Genomic DNA, 2,061 nt, shown 5'->3' with positions numbered 1-2,061 from the left:
CGGAGCTTGTGGCTTGGCAGCTCTCAATCGCAAACTCAATTGGCAGTTGATTACCACGGCAGCTCACTCGACGGCGGTGGTATCGACGGTAGTGGTGATGATTTTGTTTTGCTCGTCGTTTTTTAGCCTAGTTTTTGATGCGCTAGGTGGCAAAGAATTAATCACCGAGTTATTAGTCGATTTACCCGGTGGTAAAATCGCTTTTTTGATTGTCAGTAATATTGTGATTTTTCTGCTGGGAGTCTTCCTCGAATTCATCGAAATTTGCTTTATTGCGATGCCGCTATTAGTCCCCGCCGCCCAGAAATTGGGACTCGATATGGTGTGGTTTGGGGTGGTGATGGCCATTAACTTACAAACAGCTTTTATATCACCACCTGTCGGTTTTTCCCTCTTTTATCTCCAGAGTGTCGCGCCCCCAGAACTCAAGACGATCGATATCCACAAGAGTGCGCTACCGTTTGTGGTGTTGCAATTTACGATGTTATTAATCGTGATGATTTTTCCACAAACGGTGACTTGGCTAGTTAGCCTAGCAGCGAAACCAGTTTTGTAAATAATCTCACATTAAGATTTCAACTTGTCATAACTATAGCGATCGAAACTGGCGGAATTGATCTTATTCCAGGCATAGATCCGATCGCGAAATTGTTTCCATTCCCCAAAAATCCGCTGAAAATCGGCATCTTTAGCAGAGAAATCATCGTACAGCTCAAACGATGCCTTTTCTGCTGCTGCCAAAATTTCTGGACTGTAAGCGCGCAACTTCACACCATTTTTAATCAAGCGTTGGAGAGCTTGATTATTCCGGGCATCGTAACGAGCTAACATCGTCATGTTAGCTTCAAAGGCCGCAGTTTGAACGGCGGCTTGGTAGGCGGGGGGGAGTTTCTGCCATTCCTTGAGGTTGATTTGCAGCTCTAGCGTCGGCCCTGGCTCCCACCAGCCTGGATAGTAATAATATTCAGCAACTCTATTCAATCCCAATTTTTCGTCATCGTAAGGCCCCACCCACTCAGCCGCATCGATGGCTCCTGTCTGTAAGGCTTGAAAAATTTCGCTACCAGGAAGAGTTTGTACCGTAACGCCCAGTTTGGCCATCACTTGCCCGCCCAAGCCAGGAATCCGCATTTTCAAGCCTTGGAGATCGCTCAGTTGGGATATTTCCTTCCGAAACCAGCCCCCCATCTGACCGCCAGTATTACCCGCCGGAAATTGAATCACCCCAAACTTCCGTGCGTAGAGTTCTTGCAAAGATTTTAAACCCCCGCCCTCATACAGCCAAGCATTTTGCTGTTGACCGTTCAAACCAAAGGGGACGCTAGTCCCGAAAGCCGCAGCGGGAGTTTTGCCCACATAGTAATAAGCCGCTGTATGACCGCAGGGCACGGCTCCTTGAGATACGACATTGAGCACTTCTAGTGGCGGAGCGAGTTCCCCAGCCGGACGGGGCGTAATCTTGAATCTACCATCTGTAATCGCCGCCAAGCGATCTGCAAAGGTTTTGGCACCACCAAAGATGGTATCGAGCGAGATCGGCCAACTCGTTGCCATTTGCCAGTTAATCATCGGTAAGCCAGTCCCAGCACCTGAAGACCTTTTTCGCGCGCGACACGACACGAGAGCAGCCCCTGAGACCGTACTGGCGATCGCCGCTCGGACAAATTGTTTCCGTTTCACTTTTGACTCCTTGCGCTTCCGGACTAGAGATCGGATAGAGGTCGAGATTAGATCGATCTACCTACATTCGAGCTAAGCTAATGTTAAACCACGCTCTACCATGACGATCGATAAAATTGCCGATCTATCGTCGGACTTTGGGACGATCGGGGGGCGAAACTGCTTCATTTTAAGGAGATAAAAACTCTTGTCTAACCCGATCGCACCTGCTACTATGCGCGCCCTGTTGAACTTTTCGCGGGCGATCGATAAAATCACCGAGTTCGTCGGCAGTTTGACTGGTGGGATGGTCATCCTCACGATCTCAGTCGGTTTTTACAATGTCGTCGCTCGGTATGTGGGGCGATTAATTGGCATCCAATTATCTTCCAACGCGCTCAT

At 48.8% G+C, this 2,061-nt stretch carries 2 protein-coding genes and 1 pseudogene; 2 read left to right on the top strand and 1 reads right to left on the bottom strand.

Annotated features, from left to right (window positions below; genetic code table 11):
• Positions 1–556 (top strand): TRAP transporter large permease subunit (locus RMO52_RS19560; protein WP_310417584.1); only part of this gene is annotated, 556 nt, incomplete at its 5' end.
• Positions 557–567: 11 nt separating this feature from the next.
• Here the strand turns inward: RMO52_RS19560 and RMO52_RS19555 are convergent.
• The gene (locus RMO52_RS19555; protein WP_309739207.1) at positions 568–1,680 is read right to left on the bottom strand and encodes a TRAP transporter substrate-binding protein; all 1,113 of its coding nucleotides are present in this window, start codon (positions 1,678–1,680) and stop codon (positions 568–570) included.
• Between the two features lie 187 nt (positions 1,681–1,867).
• On the opposite strand from RMO52_RS19555, the pseudogene RMO52_RS19550 reads away from it, so the two are divergent.
• A pseudogene (locus tag RMO52_RS19550) lies at positions 1,868–2,061 on the top strand (C4-dicarboxylate ABC transporter substrate-binding protein); the annotation flags it as partial.

This window comes from Chamaesiphon sp. OTE_8_metabat_110, assembly GCF_031382685.1.
Lineage (GTDB): Bacteria > Cyanobacteriota > Cyanobacteriia > Cyanobacteriales > Chamaesiphonaceae > Chamaesiphon.
Note: the sequence above shows the minus strand (reverse complement) of the source record. Positions and strands in the feature narration are given on the sequence as shown.